A 14,671-nucleotide genomic window follows, 5' to 3' on the forward strand; every position below is an offset into this window, starting at 1 on the left:
CGTCCTGGAAGGATGCTCATCGAACGAATCGGACCGCTACCCTTGGAGATTCGGCCCCGGGAGGAGGCCGCGACACCGAAGGGGTTCGGATATGTACCTTGATCTGCTGACGAACGCGAGTCTGCTGGACCACACCGTATGGGCCAGCCCCGACACCTGGAACTCCGCGCTCGAGTTGGCCGCCAAAAAGAAGAAGAGCAGGGGCGGCGGCGGGCTGATCATCGGCGCACTCTGCTGCCTGCTGGTGGTCGCCCTGATCATCGGCGGCATCTACCTGCTGACCAAGCGCAGGAAGAACAACTAACGGCAGACACCGACGGCCCGGCTTCTCGATACGAACCGGGCCGTCGTCGCTGTGGTCTCAGGCGCGGTCGGATGCCGATTCCGTCGCCACTGGCGGCTCTTGGCCGTGGTCGGCCAACCGAGCCGAACCGACCTTTCTACAACCGATCGATCTCGGTGAGATCGATATCCAGATCGAACGGCACGGTCAGCTTCAGGCGATCGTGGTGAATTCCGGTAAGCGCGTACGTCTTCGTGGCCGGATCCAGTTCGTACACGTAGACGACGGGGCGGCCATCCACGTTCTCCACTCGCCAGAAGTGAGCGATGCCCGCGCGGGCATAGAGTTGCGGCTTCCGCTCGCGATCCCGGGTGCGGGATTCCGCCGACACCACCTCGACTGCCAAGACGACGTCATCGGCGAGATAGGAGGTGAGTTCGGGACCGCCGTCACGGTCGGCGTGGATGACGACCAGGTCGGGTTCCGGACGTTGGTCCCGCCCGAGCGTCACTGTCATTTCCCGCCGCACCCGAAGGTGCGCCGGGGCGAAATGGCGGAGCACGGAGTCGAGCAGCGTGATCACCAACATATGGAACTTCGCCTGCGGACTTACGAAGACGAGACTCCCGTCGATCAGCTCGGTGTGCGGGGGAAGGTCTGGCAGGCGATCGAGATCCTCGGCGACGAACCCGCCCGGCGGCGGGCGCAGCCACTGCGGAAACGGCTCGACGGTCATGGTTCGAGTATGTCACCCCTGGTGGGCCGGACGAAGGGTCGATGGGGCCGGATGGAGTGGGCCAAGGGTATGCGGCAGAGTGGGGTGGGTGCAGTTGATTCTCGTTCGCCATGCCCAGCCGGTCCGGATGCTGACTTCGGGTGGGCCCGCCGATCCGGAGTTGGCCCCGGTAGGGCTGGAGCAGGCCGAGCGGGTGCCCGCGGCTCTCGGCCATCACCGGATCTCCCGGGTGGTGAGCAGCCCGCAGCGCCGGGCTCGGGAGACGGCGGCGCCGACCGCCACGAAACTGGGGCTCGGTGTCGATGTCGTCGACGACCTCGCCGAATACGATCGCGATCTACCGGCCTACATTCCCATCGAGGACGCGAAGGTCGAATTCCGCGACGCCTATGACCGGATCAAGGCCGGGCATCTTCCGGTGCAGGTGGACGGTGCGGCATTCAAGGCCAGGGTGTACGCCGCGGTCGCCGATATCGTCGCGGCCACCGATCCGGCCGACACTGTCGTCGCGTTCGCGCACGGCGGTGTGATCAACGTGCTGCTGCAAGAGGTCCTCGAGCTGGAGAGGCCGCTGACCTTCCCCATCGACTACTGCTCGATCACCCGCATCCTGTTCTCCCGCACGGGGCGCCGCACGGCCGCCACCGTCAACGAGAACGGGCACGTCTGGGACCTGTTGCCCCGCAATATCGCCTCGAGCTGAGCACTCACGAGGATTGCCAGGCCGACCGCACCGGTGTCCCAGTCACGGGAGGGCCCTACGTTTTCGGTGCCTGCTCAGACCATGCCGGCGATCCGCTGATCGCCACGCCCTGAGTTATTCACAGCCGATTGCCAGGCCCGTCGCACCGATGTCCCAGTGACCGAACCTTCGATAGGACCGGTGAGCCGCTGCCGAACGGCGACTCACGGTTCGAGAGAAAGGAATTCCGTGTCGCTCTCCAAAACCGCTACGCCGCTGCGGCGTCTGGCCGGGGTCGCCGCGGCCGGTGCGCTGGTCACCGTCCCCCTCGCGGCCCTCGCGGCGACCGCGTCCGCCGAAACCACCGCCGACCAGGCGCAGATCCAGCTAGTGGACGCGCCGCAGCAGGGCACCGACATCGACGGCGGCCCTCGTCATTTCGAACGTTTCGAACGGCACGACGGGCCGGACAACGGGCCTCGTCTTTTCGAACATTTCGAACGGCACGACGGCCCGGACTGTGGGCCGGACAACGGCCCGTGGCGGGATGGCCCGCGGCAGAAGCACTTCTTCCATGTGCTTCCGCCCACCGGGTCCAGCTAGACCCTCCGGCCGCATCGAAAAGGGCCCACTTCCGAGTTCGGAGGTGGGCCCTGTGGTTTCGGTGCCAGGTCAGGCCATGCCCGCGATCCAGTTGTGCATCCAGGAGATGGCCGTCTGGCCGCCACCCACCGGGTAGCTGCCGTACAGGGTGTGCGCCTGCGACTTGTAGAAACGCTCCAGGTCCTTGACTCGCTGCTCGTTGGCCGAGTCGGTCAGCTGCGCCTGCAGGACCGGGACACCGCCCGAACTCATCAGATCGCCGAAGATGTTGCCCGCCTCGATCTGGTAGCGCCACATGTTGGCCGGATTGGCGTCCGACGCCTGGGCGAGGAAACCGGCGAACCGTGTGACGAAGTCCTCGGTCGCGGTGGCGCAGTAGAGGTCGTCGAGCGCGCAGATGGTGCGGGTGCGGTCACTGATCCAGCCGAAGCCGCCGACACGGGGACCACCGGCGCCCGCTCCCGGCGCGACCGGGCCGACCTGGATGTCGGTGGGCGAACGACGCGGATCGGAGATCAGGCCCACGCCGGCGATGCGGTCGGGCGGCACGACACCGAGGCCGGTGCCGATCTCGGCGGCGAGGTCACCGGCGGCGTCCGCGCCCTGGCTGTAGCCGACCAGCGCGATCTTGGTCGCACCGCACTGCTGCGCCATGTTCGCGATCAGGCCACGCGCGTTGTCGACCGCTTCTTTCTTGGAGTTGCCGTAAACCTCGCCCTCCCAGGGGAAGGCGGTCGCGGCGTAGGTCACGTAATCGACCTCCGCGGAGGACGGCAGGCCACGGGTGACGCCGGACAGCATGCCCGGCTGCGGATTCTTTTCGTGCCCGGTCTCCCAGGTACCCGGGATCGCCACCACGTACAGGCTCGGGCAGCCGGGGGCGGCGTTCGCCGAACCGCTACCGAGAACCAATCCGGACATCACGGTCGCGGACGCACCCAGAGCCGCGACGACCTTCTTCCACTGCATACCGCTCCAAACCTCGCCCTCGTCGACTTCCCGCCGAGTTGCCGCGTCAATGCTGAACGCACTGGATGTCGTTCCAGTGCACGCCGGGTGAACAGAAGTCACCCGACCGGATGAGGTGCGCTCATAACCACATCCCAAGATCAGCAGTACGCCGGAGATCACAATAAGGCCACGCCCGCCGCAATGCCATTCGAACCCCGCAGTGTGTCGGATTTCCGTGGCCGGGGCGACTCGAAGCCGGGAAATCGCACGCGAAAAGGCGCCTGTGGACGAGTTGTCCACAGGCGCCTTTCGTTTCCGCTCCGGTAAGAGAGGGGACCTAGCGCTGAGCCACCATGGTGGGGGTGATCGGCGCAGGGAGGGCGGTCTCGCCTTCCAGGTACCGGTCCACGCCCGCGGCCGCGGCGCGGCCTTCGGCGATGGCCCAGACGATGAGCGACTGGCCGCGGCCCATGTCACCCGCGACGAAGACGCCGGGAACGTTGGTCGCCCAGTTCTTGTCGCGCTGCACGTTGCCGCGCTGGTCGTAGCCGACGCCGAGATCGCTGAGCAGGCCCGGCTTCTCGGGACCGACGAAGCCCATGGCCAGCAGCACCAGGTCGGCCTCGAGCGTGAAGTCGGTGCCCTCCACCTTCTCGAACCGGCCGTTGACCATCTTGACCTCGTGCGCCTCCAGGCCGGTCACCTTGCCGTCCGCGCCGACGAAGCGCTCGGTGTTCACCGAGAACACGCGCTCGCCGCCCTCCTCGTGCGCCGAGGAGACCCGGTACATCAGCGGGTAGGTCGGCCACGGGGTGGACGCGGCCCGCTCCTCCGGGGGACGCGGCATGATCTCGAACTGGTGGATGCTCGCCGCGCCCTGCCGGTGCGAGGTGCCGAGGCAGTCGGCGCCGGTGTCGCCACCGCCGATGATGACGACCTTCTTGTCCTTCGCGTGGATGGGCGGCAGGCCCGCTTCGTCGGTGACGTCGTCGCCGAGCTGCACCCGGTTGGCCCAGGGCAGGAACTCCATGGCCTGGTGGATGCCGTCCAGATCGCGGCCCGGGATCGGCAGGTCACGCGCCAGCGTGGCGCCGCCGGCCAGCACGATCGCGTCGTACTGCTCGCGCAACTGCTCGGCGGTGATGTCGACGCCCACGTTCACACCGGTCTTGAAGATGGTGCCCTCGGCCTCCATCTGCGCGAGACGGCGATCGATGAAGCGCTTCTCCATCTTGAATTCCGGGATGCCGTAGCGCAGCAGACCGCCGATGCGGTCGGCCCGCTCGAACACGGTCACGGTGTGCCCGGCGCGGGTCAGCTGCTGCGCCGCGGCCAGACCGGCCGGACCGGAACCGACGACGGCGACCTTCTTGCCGGTGAGGCGGGTCGGGTAGACCGGGGTCACCCAGCCCTCGTCGAAGGCGTTCTCGATGATCTCGACCTCGACCTGCTTGATCGTGACCGGATCCTGGTTGATGCCGAGCACGCAGGACGCCTCACACGGCGCGGGACACAACCGCCCGGTGAACTCCGGGAAGTTGTTGGTCGCGTGCAGCCGGTCGATGCCTTCGCGCCAGCGGTCCTTGTAGACCAGGTCGTTCCACTCGGGGATCAGGTTCCCCAGCGGACAGCCGTTGTGGCAGAACGGGATACCGCAGTCCATGCACCGGCTGGCCTGGGTCTGCAAGGTCTGGTGGGAGAAGTTCTCCTCGTAGACCTCTTTCCAGTCCATCAGGCGCAGCGGCACCGGGCGCCGCTTGGGCAGTTCCCGTGCGGTGTGCTTCAGAAAACCCTGGGGGTCAGCCACGAGCGGCCTCCATAATCGCTTCGTCCACGTCCTTGCCGCTCTTCTCAGCTTCGGAGATGGCGAGCAAAACCTTCTTGTATTCGCGCGGCATGACCTTCACGAAATGGTTCACCTGCTGCGACCAGTCGCTCAGAATGCGCTCGGCCACCGGGGAACCGGTCTGGTCACGGTGCTGGGTGATGATGTCGTGCAGCCAGGTGAAATCGTCACCGGCCAGCTGCTCGACGGCGTCGGCCTGCTCGGGGTTGAGCTTGGACGCGAAGGTGCCGTTCGGGTCGAAGACGAACGCCACGCCGCCGGACATACCGGCGCCGAAGTTGCGTCCGGTCTCACCCAGGATGACCACCCGGCCGCCGGTCATGTACTCGCAGCCGTGGTCGCCCACGCCCTCGACCACCGCGGTGGCGCCGGAGTTGCGCACGGCGAACCGCTCGCCGACCACACCGCTGAGGAAGACCTGGCCGCTGGTGGCGCCGAACAGGATCACGTTGCCCGCGATGATGTTCTGCTCGGCGACGAACTCGCCGGGCGCGTTCAGCGACGGGCGCACCACCAGGCGGCCGCCGGAAAGACCCTTGCCGACATAGTCGTTCGCGTCACCCTGCACGCGCAGCGTGATGCCGGCGGGCACGAAGGCGCCGAAGCTGTTGCCCGCCGACCCGGTGAAGGTGATGTCGATGGTGTCGTCGGGCAGGCCCGCGCCACCGTAGAGCTTGGTCACCTCGTGGCCGAGCATGGTGCCGACGGTGCGGTTCACGTTCGTGATCTTGGTCTCGAACTTCACCGCCTGACCGCGCTCGAGCGCGTCGCGGCTCTGCACGATCAGCTGCTGGTCCAGCGCCTTGTCCAGGCCGTGGTCCTGCGCCTTGGTGCAGCGGCGGTCCTGGTACATGAACGCCGTCTCGACGTCGTCCAGGATCGGCGAGAGGTCCAGCTTGCTGGCCTTCCAGTGCTGCTTGGCGCGCGAGGTGTCGAGCAGGTCCACCCGGCCGATCGCCTCGTCCAGCGAGCGGAAGCCCAACTGCGCCAGCAGTTCCCTGACCTCTTCCGCGATGAACCGGAAGAAGTTCTCGACGAATTCCGGCTTGCCGGTGAACCGCTCGCGCAGCACCGGGTTCTGCGTCGCGACGCCGACCGGGCAGGTGTCCAGGTGGCAGACGCGCATCATGATGCAGCCCGACACCACCAGCGGTGCGGTGGCGAAGCCGTACTCCTCGGCGCCGAGCAGCGCGGCGATCATCACATCGCGGCCGGTCTTCATCTGGCCGTCGACCTGCACGACGATGCGGTCACGCAGCCCGTTGAGCAGCAGCGTCTGCTGGGTCTCGGCCAAGCCGAGTTCCCAGGGGCCGCCCGCGTGCTTCAGCGAGGTCAGCGGCGAAGCACCGGTGCCGCCGTCGTGGCCCGAGATCAGCACGACATCGGCGTGCGCCTTGGAGACGCCCGCCGCGACGGTGCCGACGCCCGGCTCGGCGACCAGCTTCACGTGGATGCGCGCCTGCGGGTTCGCGTTCTTCAGGTCGTGGATCAGCTGCGCCAGATCCTCGATCGAGTAGATGTCGTGGTGCGGCGGCGGCGAGATCAGGCCGACGCCCGGCGTCGAGTGCCGCACCTCGGCGACCCACGGGTACACCTTGTGCGCCGGAAGCTGGCCGCCCTCACCGGGCTTCGCGCCCTGCGCCATCTTGATCTGGATGTCGGTGCAGTTGGTCAGGTAGTGCGCGGTCACGCCGAAGCGGCCGGAGGCCACCTGCTTGATCGCGCTGCGCCGCCAGTCGCCGTTCTCCTCCGGCTCGAAGCGCGCGGGGGACTCGCCGCCCTCGCCCGAGTTCGACCGGCCGCCGAGACGGTTCATCGCGATCGCCAGGGTTTCGTGCGCCTCCGCCGAGATGGAGCCGTAGCTCATCGCGCCGGTGGAGAACCGCTTCACGATCGCCGATACCGGCTCGACCTCGTCGATGGAGATCGGGGAACGCGCGTTGTGCTTGAACTTGAACAGACCGCGCAGCGATGCCAGCCGCTCGGACTGGTCGTCGACCAGCTTGGTGTACTCCTTGAAGATCGAGTACTGGCCGGACCGGGTGGCGTGCTGCAGTTTGAACACCGTGTCCGGGTTGAACAGGTGGTATTCGCCCTCGCGCCGCCACTGGTACTCGCCGCCGACCTCGAGCTCGCGGTGCGCGCGCTCGTTGCGGTTCTCCAGGAACGCGATGCGGTGCCGCTGCGCGACGTCGTCGGCGATCTCGTCCAGGCCGATGCCGTCCAAGTGCGAGCGCAGGCCGGTGAAGTACTCGTCCACCAGGTCCTGCGACAGGCCGATCACCTGGAACAGCTGGGCGCCGTTGTAGGAGGCCAGCGTGGAGATGCCCATCTTGGACATCACCTTCAGCACACCCTTGCCCGCGGCCTTGTTGTAGTTCGCGACCGCCTTGCGGTAGTCGGCGGCCAGGTCGCCGGTGCTGCCCGGTACCTCGAGCGCGCCGCGCTCGAGCATGTCCTCGATGCTCTCGAAGGCCATGTAGGGGTTGATCGCGGCGGCGCCGAAGCCGACCAGGGTGGCCATGTGGTGCACCTCGCGGGCGTCACCGGCCTCCACGACCAGGCCGACCTTGGTACGGGTGCGCTCGCGCACCAGGTGGTGGTGCACCGACGAGGTCAGCAGCAGCGAAGGGATCGGCGCCAGCTTCTCGTTGGACTCGCGGTCGGACAGGACAATGATCCGCGCGCCGCCGTCGATGGCGGCCGACACCTGGGTGTTGATCGCCTCCAGCGCCCTGCGCAGGCCCTTGCCGCCCTTCTTCACGGGGTACAGGCCGCGCACGACCACCGAGCGCAGCTCGGGGTGCGATCCGTCGTCGTTGATGTGCACGAGCTTGGCCAGCTCGTCGTTGTCCAGGATCGGCTGCTCGAGCGCGATCATGTTGCAGGACTCCGGTCCCGGGTGCAGCAGGTCGGCCTCCGGGCCGATGTTGCGCTTGAGGCTGGTGACCACCTCTTCCCGGATCGCGTCCAGCGGCGGGTTGGTGACCTGCGCGAACAGCTGGGAGAAGTAGTCGAACAGCAGGCGCGGACGGGCCGAGAGCACCGCGATCGGGGTGTCGGTGCCCATCGAGCCGAGCGCTTCGCCTCCGGTCTTGGCCATCGGCGAGATCAGCAGGTTGAGCTCCTCGGTGGTGTATCCGAAGATCTGCTGGCGGATCAGCACGCGGTCGTGCGACATGTGCACGTGCGGGCGGTCGGGCAGGTCGGCCAGGCGGGAGACGCCCGCGTCCAGCCACTCCTGGTAGGGCTGCTCGGCGGCGAGCAGGGACTTGACCTCTTCGTCACCGACGATGCGGCCCTGGGCGGTGTCGACCAGGAACATGCGGCCCGGCTGCAAGCGCGCCTTCTTGACCACCTTGGACGGGTCGATGTCCAGGACGCCGACCTCGGAGGCCATCACGACCAGGCCGTCGTCGGTCACCCAGATGCGGCTCGGCCGCAGGCCGTTGCGGTCGAGCACGGCGCCGACGACGGTGCCGTCGGTGAAGCACACCGACGCGGGGCCGTCCCACGGCTCCATCAGCATCGAGTGGTACTCGTAGAAGGCCCGCTGCTGCGGGTTCATGTTCTCGTTGCGTTCCCAGGCCTCGGGAATCATCATCAGCACGGCGTGGGGCAAGCTGCGGCCGCCGAGGTGCAGCAGTTCCAGCACCTCGTCGAACCGGGCGGTGTCGCTCGCCCCCGGGGTACAGACGGGGAAGATCTTCTCCAGCCGGTTCTTGCCCGCAGAGTCGACGCCGAAGACGTCGCTGCGCAGCAGCGCCTCGCGGGCGCGCATCCAGTTCTCGTTGCCGGTGACGGTGTTGATCTCACCGTTGTGCGCCACCCGGCGGAACGGGTGCGCCAGCGGCCAGGACGGGAAGGTGTTGGTGGAGAACCGGGAGTGCACGATGCCGAGGGCGCTCTCCACCCGGGAGTCCTGCAGATCCAGGTAGAACGCGCGCAGCTGCGGCGTGGTGAACATGCCCTTGTAGACGAAGGTCTGCCCCGACAGGCTCGGGAAGTAGACCGACTCCCTGCCGACCGCACCCTCACCGGCTCCGGCCGACCCCAGCTCACGCTCGACGCGCTTGCGCACCACGTAGGCGCGACGCTCCAGATCCATATCCGACAGCGGATCGGAGGCGTTCTTCGGCGATGCGATGAAGATCTGCCGGAAGCTCGGCATGGCGTCGCGCGCCAGCGCGCCCAGCGACGACTCGTCGATCGGCACCTCGCGCCAGCCGAGGACGTCGAGGCCCTCTTCCTTGACGATCTTCTCCACGCCGTAGGCAGCGCGCGCGGCTTCGCGGCGGGCCTGCGGCAGGAAGGCGATACCGGTGGCGTAGGAACCCTCCGGCGGCAACTCGAAGTCCACGATGGCGCGGAAGAAGCGGTCCGGGACCTGGATCAGGATGCCCGCACCGTCGCCGCTGTTGGGCTCGGCGCCCGCGGCGCCACGGTGCTCCAGGTTCAACAGAGCCGTAATAGCCTTGTCGACGATGTCGCGGCTGCGGCGGCCGTGCATGTCGACGACGAATGCGACGCCGCAGGCGTCGTGCTCGTTCGCCGGGTCGTAGAGCCCGATGGGTCCAGGTGACCGGTGGCCAGGAAGTTGCGTCATGCCTCTGCCTTCAGGAAAGTCGGCCTTCGAAGAAAACGGCCTTTCGTCGAACGCCTCCGTACAAGACTGCGCCCGTACGTTCCGAAGCCAGCCGCGCTGATGGTCTTCGGCGTGCAGTCAGGTCTGCAGTTTTTTCCACCCGCTTCTGTGACGTAGTGGGTGCCCTTCGGTAACGGATCCCTAACAAGATCCTTACCTCCGAGCGGGTGCTCGACCGCTACGCTGAGCACCTGGCTAGGGCTGCCCGAGCGGGCGAGGTAGCCGAACGTTCTGTGTTCGGCGTAAGAGCAAACGATAAGTCAGGTCCAGGGCCCAACCAACTTAGGTTGCGCTAATAACCAGGTTTAGCTGGGCTTCTGCATTGGGTCCTCCACGTGTGCGCGCCGTCCAGTGTAAAGCAGCGAGCGCCATGCGATCGATCCCCATGGCACCCGGTGCCAGCTGGGAAAACCGACGCGCGACACCTACCCGAGACCTTCCTCACAAGACCCGGAAACCGCCCTCACCTGCGTCGAAATGGATTTCCCCCGCTGGACGCCCGGCAAACCAAGTGGCGGCGGCTAACTCGGCGCTGTGACCGATGAGAGATTTCCGACAGCTGCGTGACAAGCAATGAATATGATCCGACCGTCCGGACTCTTTTGCCCACTGTGGGGTTCAGCACATATCCAGCAAATATCAAGAAGTGGTGTTGGACACATCTTTCCGCGCGAGGTCGCCCGGCGGGCCCGGCCGCGGCCTACGCCGCGCAGAGCGACACGGCGGCCCGCACCAGCGCCGCTCGGTGCAGGACATCGGCGCGGTCCGCGACGACCACGCCGAAGACGCTGCGCGCCAACTGTTCCGCGCAATCCGGCGCGGTCAGCTCCGCTCGGTGCCCGGCGAGCTGATCGAGGATCTCGACGTTCACCCGGTCGATGACCGGGCGCACCGAGTCGAGTCCCACCGGCGCGGTGGGCGCCGCGGCCGGGTCGAAGCGCCACCTCGTCATCAGCCCCCGCTGCACCGTCTTACTGGCCTCGATCTGCCCGAGGAAAACCTGCCGCACCCAGTTCTCCGACAGCTCACGGTCGTGGCCGAGCCGGGTCATGACCTCGTAGACCTCCGCCTCACGGACCGGATCGTCGATGGTCGGCTCGATGCCGGGCTCACCCGCGGTCGACCACTTCGCGGCGGCCACCGCGTCGGCGGTGTCCAAGCGCTCGACCACGAGGGCGACCAGCCGGTCGAGCGACCGGTCGGCCGGAGCGGCCCCCGCGCTGACCGGCCAAGTCAGCAGCCCCGCCGCCAAGAGCGTCAACCAGACTCCGCGCACGTTGTGACCTCCTGGAATCGCCCACCCCGGATACGAAGCACCGGATGATCTGTGAGCCTTACCACATCCGACCGTCCCTGCTCGCTGCGAACCGGGCGAGCCTGTCACGCTGTCACAACGAATCCGTGACAGTTTCGTCGCGCCCGTGAAAGCGCCTGGGACGTAGAGGATGTGCATTCCGATGACCGTCACCGGCTTGTTCACCTGGCTCGGCGGCGGCCGGACCAGCGCGATCAGCGATCGTCACGAGCGTGCCGGATACGCCGTCACCGGTGCTGTGGTGCTGTTGTTCGCCACGATCTCCGGTGTGGTCGCCGCCCTGGCCGCGGCCTCGGCGTGGCCGTGGTCGGCCGCGCTGGCCTCGGGCATCGTGGTCGCCGCGCTCACCGGCGCGCTCGCCAGGGCACTGGCGACCGCGCGGCCGAGCGGCGGACCGGATCGGCTCGGGCTGGTCGCGCGCATCGCGGTCGCCGTGCTGGCCGGTGGGCTACTCGCGGAACTGGCCGCGATCGTGCTGTTCAGCGGGTCCGTCGACCGGGTGCTGGCGGAGAAGGCGCAGCGCTCGCTCGATTCCGCGCCGCGGGTCGTCGCGGCGCAGGCGGAACTGGACCGGGCGAAAGCCGACCGGGCCGCGCTCGAACAGGCGATCGCGATGGCCCAGAACGATATCGACCACGCCCTGGTGATCGCACGCTGCGAATTCAATCCGACCCCGGAGTGCCCGCGGACCAGGATCACCGGCGTGCCGGGCCGTGGGCCGGAAGCGCAGACGGCCAACGCCATGCTCGACGACGCCCGCAAGCATCTCGCCACCGCGCAGGACCGAGTGGACGCGGCCGATCGCCGGATCGACGCCGACCAGGCCGCCCTGTCGGCCGCGCGCACCGCCGCCTTCGACGACGCCGACCGTGGGCTCGGCGCGCGCTGGCAGGCGATGAACGACTACACCGTGCACGACGCGCTGCCGCTGCGCATTCTCACCATCCTGGCGTTCGTCGCCTTCGCGCTGCTGCCGCTGGTGCTGCGCTGGTGGCGTGGCGAGACCTCGTTCGACCGGCACAACGCGGCGCGCACCGTGCACGACCGCGCCGAGCGGGAAGCCGACGCGGTGATCGCGGTCAAACAGGCCGAGGTACGCGCCGAGGCCGAGACCCTGCGCGCCGAGCAGCAGCTCACCGCCGCTCGTCTCGCCGTCGAGGCGGACACCGCCATCGATCGGGAACGGCAGCGCACCCGCATCATCGCGGCCATCGGCGGCATCGAGATCGGCATCACCGAGCCGCCGCGACGCCCCGAACTTCCCGCCGCCACGGCGGACGACCGAAAGGACAGCGCCATGCCCGACGAGGCGACGCCGAACCTACCCGCGCCCACCGGCGTGCACCCGCAGGTGCCCGCCGTCGCATCCGCACCGGCAGCGCCGAGTGGCGGCGGTCTCGAGCTGCCGCTGATCGGCACGGTCCCGTTCACCGACACCGCGGCGCGTTTCATCCGGCCGCTCGTTCCGTCCTTCGTCGCCAACGCGATCGATACGGCCACGCATCCGTTGCGCACGGCGCGGCAGGCGTTCGAGGAGGTCGAGGAGATCACCTTCACGCTGCGGCGCACCCGCAAGGTCACCGTCGACGGCCAGACCTCGCATCCGCAGGCGGTCGGCTACCAGTTGCCGCCCGGCGCGCCCGAGATCGCGCATGCCCAGCACATCGCCGCCACCGTCGTGGACGCCGCGTACTCCGCGCCGCACGCCCCGCGCTATTCCTCGCTTCCGCCCACCGGCGCAGCCGGCTACGGTCTGCCCACCGGCGCCCACCGTGACGAACTGCCGGGCCACCACCGCCCCGAACTCCCCGAGCCCGGCCGCCGCGAACTGCCGCCGGGTCGCTGACCGCACCACTGCCACCCACGGCCCACCCGGCGCCGGATCCGGCCGAGTGCGGCCTACGGCGCTGGGGCGCTCCGCGGCTTACGCTGCACCCATGCAACACAGGGAGGTGACGCTCGCGGCGGCGCCGTGGGGGTCGCGATTGCTCGGGTCCGCCGAGGAGTCGTCGGGGCTACGACGCATTCGCGTCCAGCTGTTGCTCACCGTGCCCACGCTGTTGGGCAATCTGACGGGCATGGTCGTGTCGATCGTCCTGGTCGGCTTCGTCTTGCCGGGCCCGTCGGTGTTCACCCGGGATCTCCTGCTGCTCGACGTGCTCGCCGCACCGCTGTACGCGACCTGCGCGCTGTTGCTCGGCCTGTGGTGGGGCACCACCCGCGAATTGCGCGCGCTGCGGTGGGCCACCGATCCGGACCGCGTGCCGACCGAGGAGGAGATGGCCGCGGCCACGGCGGTGCCGCGCAGGCTGGTGCGCGACCAAGCGCTGCTGTGGTTCGGCGGGCTCGTGTTGCTGACCACGCTGTACGGGCTGGCCGAACCGCAACTGATCCCGAAGGTGGCCTTCGGCATCGCGATCAGCGCCATCGTGGTGTGCGCGAACAGCTACCTGATCATCGAGTTCGCGCTGCGGCCCGTCACCGCCCGGGTGCTGGAAGCCGCGGATTCCGGTCGGCGCCGCGGCATCGGCGTCTTCGGACGCTCGCTCGTCGTCTGGGTGGTCGGCTCCGGCGTGCCGGTGGCCGGAATGATGGTGCTCGCGGTGCTGGCGCTCACGATGGATGACGTCACCAAGGCGCGACTGGCGGTCTGCGTGCTGTCGCTCGGCGGCGCGACACTGGTCTTCGGTCTCCTGCTGATGACGCAGACCTTGGCCGCGACCGTCGCGCCCATCCTCGGCGTGCGCCGCGCGATGCGTCAGGTGGAGGACGGCGATCTCGATGTCGCGCTGGCCGTTTACGACGGCACCGAGCTGGGTGAGCTGCAGAGCGGTTTCAACCACATGGTGGAGGGACTGCGCGAGCGCGAGCAGATCAGGGACCTGTTCGGCAGGCATGTCGGCCGTGAGGTCGCCGCGGCCGCGTTGGCGGGCGACCCGGCGCTCGGCGGTGTGGAGACCGACGCCGCGGCCCTGTTCATCGACATCGTCGGCTCGACGACCATGGCCGCGACCATTCCCGCGCCGGAGATGGTCGCCATTCTCAATCGGTTCTTCGGCATCGTGGTCGACGAGGTGGAACACCACGGCGGGCTGGTCAACAAGTTCGAGGGTGACGCGGCCCTGGCCGTCTTCGGCACGCCCGCTCCGCTGGCCGACGCCCCGGGCGCGGCGCTGGCCACCGCCCGCGCGATCCTGGCTCGGCTCGACAGCACCGCGACCGATTTCGTCGCGGCCATCGGCGTGGCCGCGGGCCGGGTGGTCGCGGGCAATGTCGGCGCGCATCAGCGCTACGAGTTCACCGTCATCGGCGACGCCGTCAACGAAGCGGCTCGCCTGTGCGAACTCGCCAAGCAGCAGGGCCTGCTGCTCGCCTCCGGCGCAACCGTCGCGGCGTCCGCCGAGTCCGAAGCCGGACACTGGCGGCTCGGTGAATCCGTCACCCTTCGCGGCCGCCTCGCGCCGACCCGGCTCGCCCGCCCGGCCTGACGCTCCTCGCTACCGCCCGCTGTTCGCGCGCCCCGACTCCACACTCGATCGCCGGACACGGCCCGACCTTGCATCGGGACGAGCTGAGCTGCGGCCGGCGCCACCACCGAGGCCGGATCCAC

At 68.5% G+C, this 14,671-nt stretch carries 10 protein-coding genes; 5 read left to right on the plus strand and 5 right to left on the minus strand.

The genetic code is table 11. The features are described from left to right. Positions 1 to 91: 91 nt before the first annotated feature. A complete protein-coding gene (locus ACWESM_RS18125; protein ID WP_355073325.1) occupies positions 92 to 304 on the plus strand; it encodes a hypothetical protein in 213 nt (70 codons plus the stop codon). Positions 305 to 440: 136 nt separating this feature from the next. Here ACWESM_RS18125 and ACWESM_RS18130 read toward each other — a convergent pair whose 3' ends face one another. Continuing rightward, a complete protein-coding gene (locus ACWESM_RS18130; RefSeq protein WP_356963275.1) occupies positions 441 to 1,019 on the minus strand; it encodes a Uma2 family endonuclease in 579 nt (192 codons plus the stop codon). Positions 1,020 to 1,107: 88 nt separating this feature from the next. On the opposite strand from ACWESM_RS18130, the gene ACWESM_RS18135 reads away from it, so the two are divergent. After that, positions 1,108 to 1,722, plus strand: coding sequence for a histidine phosphatase family protein (locus tag ACWESM_RS18135; RefSeq protein WP_364434063.1), 615 nt, complete (start codon positions 1,108 to 1,110; stop codon positions 1,720 to 1,722). A gap of 228 nt (positions 1,723 to 1,950) precedes the next feature. Beyond that, positions 1,951 to 2,304 (plus strand): hypothetical protein, encoded by a 354-nt coding sequence (locus ACWESM_RS18140; RefSeq protein ID WP_452492692.1) that lies wholly within the window; start codon positions 1,951 to 1,953, stop codon positions 2,302 to 2,304. 69 nt (positions 2,305 to 2,373) lie between these two features. Here ACWESM_RS18140 and ACWESM_RS18145 read toward each other — a convergent pair whose 3' ends face one another. The 4 genes from ACWESM_RS18145 to aroQ form a co-directional block, all read right to left on the minus strand. After that, positions 2,374 to 3,273 (minus strand): cutinase family protein, encoded by a 900-nt coding sequence (locus tag ACWESM_RS18145; RefSeq protein WP_355073331.1) that lies wholly within the window; start codon positions 3,271 to 3,273, stop codon positions 2,374 to 2,376. Positions 3,274 to 3,592: 319 nt separating this feature from the next. Next, positions 3,593 to 5,062, minus strand: coding sequence for a glutamate synthase subunit beta (locus tag ACWESM_RS18150; RefSeq protein WP_355073333.1), 1,470 nt, complete (start codon positions 5,060 to 5,062; stop codon positions 3,593 to 3,595). Next, on the minus strand, positions 5,055 to 9,707 hold the full coding sequence (gltB, locus tag ACWESM_RS18155) for a glutamate synthase large subunit (RefSeq protein ID WP_355073334.1): 4,653 nt from the start codon (positions 9,705 to 9,707) through the stop codon (positions 5,055 to 5,057). Before gltB ends, ACWESM_RS18150 begins: the two co-directional genes overlap by 8 nt. Before the next feature lie 739 nt (positions 9,708 to 10,446). Beyond that, positions 10,447 to 11,022 carry a gamma subclass chorismate mutase AroQ gene (gene aroQ / locus ACWESM_RS18160; protein WP_452492694.1) on the minus strand — a complete coding sequence of 192 codons (576 nt, stop codon included), beginning with the start codon at positions 11,020 to 11,022 and terminating at the stop codon, positions 10,447 to 10,449. Positions 11,023 to 11,203: 181 nt separating this feature from the next. On the opposite strand from aroQ, the gene ACWESM_RS18165 reads away from it, so the two are divergent. Next, complete coding sequence (locus ACWESM_RS18165) at positions 11,204 to 12,907, plus strand: DUF4407 domain-containing protein (RefSeq protein WP_355073337.1); 1,704 nt, start codon at positions 11,204 to 11,206, stop codon at positions 12,905 to 12,907. 91 nt (positions 12,908 to 12,998) lie between these two features. Beyond that, entirely contained in the window at positions 12,999 to 14,549 is a 1,551-nt protein-coding gene (locus tag ACWESM_RS18170) for an adenylate/guanylate cyclase domain-containing protein (protein ID WP_364434078.1), read from the plus strand. Positions 14,550 to 14,671: the final 122 nt, after the last annotated feature.

The organism is Nocardia sp. NPDC003999, from assembly GCF_053604885.1.

What these genes read in the sequence shown, in the direction of transcription:
- ACWESM_RS18145 (WP_355073331.1), bottom strand. Translation starts at nt 3,273, where the DNA reads ATGCAGTGGAAGAAGGTCGTCGCGGCTCTGGGTGCGTCCGCGACCGTG.
- ACWESM_RS18130 (WP_356963275.1), bottom strand. Translation starts at nt 1,019, where the DNA reads ATGACCGTCGAGCCGTTTCCGCAGTGGCTGCGCCCGCCGCCGGGCGGG.
- ACWESM_RS18165 (WP_355073337.1), top strand. Translation starts at nt 11,204, where the DNA reads ATGACCGTCACCGGCTTGTTCACCTGGCTCGGCGGCGGCCGGACCAGC.
- ACWESM_RS18170 (WP_364434078.1), top strand. Translation starts at nt 12,999, where the DNA reads ATGCAACACAGGGAGGTGACGCTCGCGGCGGCGCCGTGGGGGTCGCGA.
- ACWESM_RS18125 (WP_355073325.1), top strand. Translation starts at nt 92, where the DNA reads ATGTACCTTGATCTGCTGACGAACGCGAGTCTGCTGGACCACACCGTA.
- gltB (WP_355073334.1), bottom strand. Translation starts at nt 9,707, where the DNA reads ATGACGCAACTTCCTGGCCACCGGTCACCTGGACCCATCGGGCTCTAC.